The sequence below is a fragment of the Micrococcus sp. ACRRV genome, assembly GCF_022346985.1.
Taxonomy (GTDB): Bacteria; Actinomycetota; Actinomycetes; order Actinomycetales; family Micrococcaceae; genus Micrococcus; species Micrococcus porci.
Genome location: NZ_JAKRNH010000154.1, coordinates 1 through 4,131, shown reverse-complemented (window position 1 = coordinate 4,131; position 4,131 = coordinate 1). Strand labels below are relative to the sequence as shown.

Sequence of the window (4,131 nt, the reverse complement as noted above, 5' to 3'; positions counted from 1 at the left end):
GAACCCGCACCTGGACGCCGAGCGCGCCCCCGCCCCGGGCACCCCGGGCTTCCGGATCCTGTTCCACACGCCGGAGATCCCGGGGAACACGGGCAACGCGATCCGCCTGGCCGCCATCACGGGGGCGGAGCTGCACCTCGTCGAGCCGCTGGGCTTCGACTTCTCGGACGCCCACCTGCGCCGCGCCGGACTGGACTACCACGACCTCGCCGTGATGACCGTGCACCCGGACCTCGACGCCGCCCTCGCCGCCCTGGCCCCCGCCCGCGTGTTCGCCTTCTCGGCCCGCGGCCGCGTCCGCCACGACCGGGTGGCCTATGAAGCCGGTGACGTCCTGCTCTTCGGCCGGGAGTCCACGGGGCTGCCGGAGGACGTGCTGTCCGACCCGCGGGTCACGGACACCGTCAGCCTGCCGATGCAGCCCTCCCGCCGGTCCCTGAACCTGGCCAACGCGGCCTCCATCGCCGTCTACGAGGCGTGGCGTCAGCACGGCTTCGCCGGCGCCGGGAGCCCCGCCGCCGATTCCCTACACTGAGGTCACCATGCAGACTCCGCAGCACCCCGAGACCCCCGGCGCCGACGCGTCGACCGCCCCGCAGCAGCCCTCCCGCCGCGGCGTCGACGAGCTCCTGCACGCCAGTGCGCGCGGCGACCGCGCGGCGTTCTCCGCGTTCTACGACGCCACCGTCCCGTGGGTCCACGGCATGGCCACCGCCATGTTCCGCTCCCGCCGCGACGCCGCCGAGGCGACCGCGCAGACCTACCTGGCGGCCTGGTCCGAGGCGCCGGAGGCGGAGCTCGACCTCAGCGACCGCGACGCCGCGGCCGCCCGCGAGCGCCGGGTGTTCGCGTGGCTGGAGGTCCTGGCCCACCGCGTGATGACCGGCCTGCTGCGCACGGACGCGCTGCCGGAGCAGGGGCGTCGCCTGCTGCCGGAGCGGGCCGGCCTGGGGACCGGCGGCCCGACGGCGCTCCCCGCCACCCTCGAGGGCTCCGTGAGCCCCGAGACCCACCGGGCGGTGCGCCTGGCCTGGCTGGGGGGCCGCACGGACGCCCAGGTCGCCGAGGCCCTGGACGTGCCCGTGGACCGCGCGCGCACCCTGCTGCGGGACGGCGTCCAGGAGCTCGTGGCCGCCCACCGCGCGGACCAGGGGCTGCCGGCCCCCGTCGCCGGGGCCCGCCCCGCGCTGGCCGCCACCACGCGAGAGGACGTCGACGCCGGCCGCGGCGGCGAGCTCGCGGACCTCTCGGCCCTGCACGCGCTCGACGCCGCCGGCCACACCGCCGCGGCGGCGGCCGCCCAGCAGCGCGGCGCCGGGGAGCTCGCCCTCTGGCGGACCCGCGTGGACGCGGGCCGGCGCGCCGTCGCGTGGGCGTTCCGCGACGTCGTCGCCGAGCCGCCCTCGGACCTGCTGGACGACGTGCTGCGCCGTCTGCCGGCCCAAGACATGGGCCTGGAGCTGGTGGAGGAGACCGCGGCCCCGCGGGGGGCCGCCGAGCGCCGCCGCGGGCTGAAGACCGTCCTGTTGGGCCTGCTGGCGCTCGTGGTGCTGGCGCTGGGCGTGTACGCCGGCTGGAGCCAGTTCTCCCGGGACGGCATCACCCACCGCGTCCACGGGGCGAAAGACCTCTACACGACCTCCGAGTACCCGGCGACGGGCGGCGGCACGATGCAGGGCTTCCTGTCCGACTCCGAGAACAGCGGCTACGTGACGGTCTCCGGCATGCCGCAGCTCGAGGACGGACAGACGTACCAGGTGTGGCTGTACCCGAAGGACGGCTCCGCGCCGTCGTCGCTGGGCACCTACGACGCCGACGGGTTCGACGACCCCATCTCCTTCCGCGGCCTCGACCGGTTCGCGGCCGTGAGCATGACCGTGGAGCCGTCCGGGGGCTCCCCGGAGCCGACGGCGGACGACGTGCTGCTCGGCCTGGACCTGGACCCCTCGAACCAGTCCGGTCCCCAGTACGGCGGCATGCCCTCGAACAACTGACGGCGGCGCCCCTGAGGCCGCGAGGGCCCCGGCACCGTGCGGTGCCGGGGCCCTCGTGCGTGCGGGACGGTGTGCCGGGTCGGCTCAGAAGCCGGCGATGACGCCGTCCCCGTTCACGGTGACGAGGTGGAACGCCTCGCCGGAGCCGGCCGGGGCGTCCGGCCCGGCGGCCTCCCGGTGGCGCCGGGTGAGCTTGGCCCGCACGGCCTCGCGCATGGCGGGGGCGTCGGGGTGCTGGGAGACGTGCGCGTCCAGGGCGCGGAGCTTCACGTCCTCCAGCCCGGTGACGTCCACGGTGAGGTTCCGGCGCGCCGCGGGGGCCGTGTAGAGCATCAGGTGCCGGATGCGGAACGCGTCCAGGCCGGCATCGGCCAGCTCCGGGTACGCGTAGGGGTTCTCCACCGCGGGGTAGGCGGCGCGCACCACGGCCTCGCCGCAGGCCAGGTGGTCCGGGTGGGAGGCCTGCATGGACTCCCAGTCCCGCTCGGGGTGGGGGCAGAGCACGACGTCGGGGCGCACCCGGCGCATCAGCTCCACGATGCGGCGGCGCACCTCGTGGGTGGGCTCGAGGTGGCCGTCGCGCTCGCCGAGGAAGTGGACGTCCGCGGCGCCGATCACCGCTGCGGCCGCGCGCTGCTCGGCGTGCCGGCGGGCGGTCATCGCCCCGGGGCCGTCGGAGTCGAACCCCCCGGCGTCGCCGTCGGTGACCACGCACAGCTCCACCCGCACCCCGGCGGCGGCGAGGCCCGCCAGGGTGGCGGAGGCGTCGAAGTCGAGGTCGTCCGGGTGGGCGCCGAACGCCAGGACGGTGCGCCACCCGTGGCGGACGGCCAGGTCGGCGGGCGTGGGCAGGGACTCGGGGACCGCGCTCATCGGGAGGCTTCCATGGCGGTCAGGGTGACGTCCGCGGTCTGCTCCCGGCCGTCGCGGGTGAACCGGACGGGGGTGGTCTCCCCGTCCCGGTACTCGCGGACGGCCGCGGTGAGGGACTCGGTGTCGGTGACGGTGCGCTCACCCACCTGCGTGATGACGTCGCCCTCCTTCAGGCCGGCCTTCTCCGCCGGGGAGCCGGACGAGACGGTGTGGACCAGGGCGCCCGCGCTGAACTCCGTGCTCTTCGAGCCACCGGCGGCGCCCTGCACCTGGGCGGGCTGGGGCTGGACCGTGACGCCGAGCAGGCCGTGGGAGGCGGTGCCGTCCGCGATGAGGTCGTCCGCGACGCGCTTGGCGTAGTCCACGGGGATCGCGAAGCCGACGCCGATGTTGCCCGACTCGGCCCCGCTCGCGGAGGAGCCGCCGGCGGAGGCGATGGCCACGTTCACGCCCACGAGCTCGCCGGCGCCGTTGACGAGGGCGCCGCCGGAGTTGCCGGGGTTGATGGCGGCATCGGTCTGGAGGACGTTGATGTAGATGTCCTGCTGCTGGGACTGGCCCTGCTCGCCGGGGAGCTGGAAGCGGAACCGCTCGGTGCCGGAGGAGCCGGTCTGGCCCTCGGGGGCGGCCGAGGACTGGATGGCAATGGTCCGGTTCAGGGTGGAGATGATGCCGTCCGTCACCGTGTTGGACAGGCCCAGGGGCGCGCCGATGGCGATGGCGTCGTCGCCGACCTTGACGTCCTTCGAGGAGCCGATCGTGATCGGGGTCAGGCCCTGGGCGTCGATCTTGATGACGGCGAGGTCGGACACCGGGTCCGTGCCGACGACCTTCGCGGCGTAGACCTTGCCGTCGGAGGTGCGCACGGTGATGGAGGCGTCGGACGCGGTGCCGCCGAGCGTGACCACGTGCGTGTTGGTCAGGATGTGCCCCTCGGCGTCGAGGATGGAGCCGGAGCCCGAGCCCGCGCTGGAGCCGGAGGTCGCGGAGATCGTCACCACGGACGGCAGCGCCTTCGCTGCGGCGGCGCCCACGGGGTTGTCCGCCACGGGCTGGTCGGTGGACCCGACCGCCGGAGCGGCGGCGGCGCTGGAGGACCCCGAGGCGGAGGCCGAGGCCGACGCGCCGGCGCCCGGACCCGCAACGCCGCAGGCGGCCAGGGAGCCGGCGAGCACCGTCGCGGCGAGGGCGCCGCCGAGGGCACGGCGACGGCCGCGCGGGGACGCCGGCCGCGGGGAGGATGCGACGGGGGCGGCTTCGGGGG

At 76.0% G+C, this 4,131-nt stretch carries 4 protein-coding genes; 2 read left to right on the top strand and 2 right to left on the bottom strand.

All coding sequences use genetic code 11. The features are described from left to right. The first annotated feature begins 10 nt into the window (after positions 1-10). Both MHY29_RS11475 and MHY29_RS11470 read left to right on the top strand, forming a co-directional pair. Positions 11-535, top strand: a complete 525-nt coding sequence (locus tag MHY29_RS11475; RefSeq protein WP_239241334.1) for a tRNA (cytidine(34)-2'-O)-methyltransferase — start codon at positions 11-13, stop codon at positions 533-535. Positions 536-542: 7 nt separating this feature from the next. After that, a complete protein-coding gene (locus tag MHY29_RS11470; protein WP_239241333.1) occupies positions 543-1,994 on the top strand; it encodes an anti-sigma factor domain-containing protein in 1,452 nt (483 codons plus the stop codon). An 84-nt stretch (positions 1,995-2,078) separates the two neighbouring features. On the opposite strand, the gene MHY29_RS11465 is transcribed toward MHY29_RS11470, so the two are convergent. Together MHY29_RS11465 and MHY29_RS11460 are read right to left on the bottom strand one after the other, a co-directional pair. Further along, the gene (locus MHY29_RS11465) at positions 2,079-2,867 is read right to left on the bottom strand and encodes a PIG-L deacetylase family protein (RefSeq protein ID WP_239241331.1); all 789 of its coding nucleotides are present in this window, start codon (positions 2,865-2,867) and stop codon (positions 2,079-2,081) included. After that, a partial coding sequence (locus tag MHY29_RS11460; protein ID WP_239241329.1) for a S1C family serine protease occupies positions 2,864-4,131 on the bottom strand: 1,268 nt, incomplete at its 5' end. The genes MHY29_RS11460 and MHY29_RS11465, both read right to left, overlap by 4 nt.

What these genes read in the sequence shown, in the direction of transcription:
- MHY29_RS11465 (WP_239241331.1), bottom strand. Translation starts at nt 2,867, where the DNA reads ATGAGCGCGGTCCCCGAGTCCCTGCCCACGCCCGCCGACCTGGCCGTC.
- MHY29_RS11470 (WP_239241333.1), top strand. Translation starts at nt 543, where the DNA reads ATGCAGACTCCGCAGCACCCCGAGACCCCCGGCGCCGACGCGTCGACC.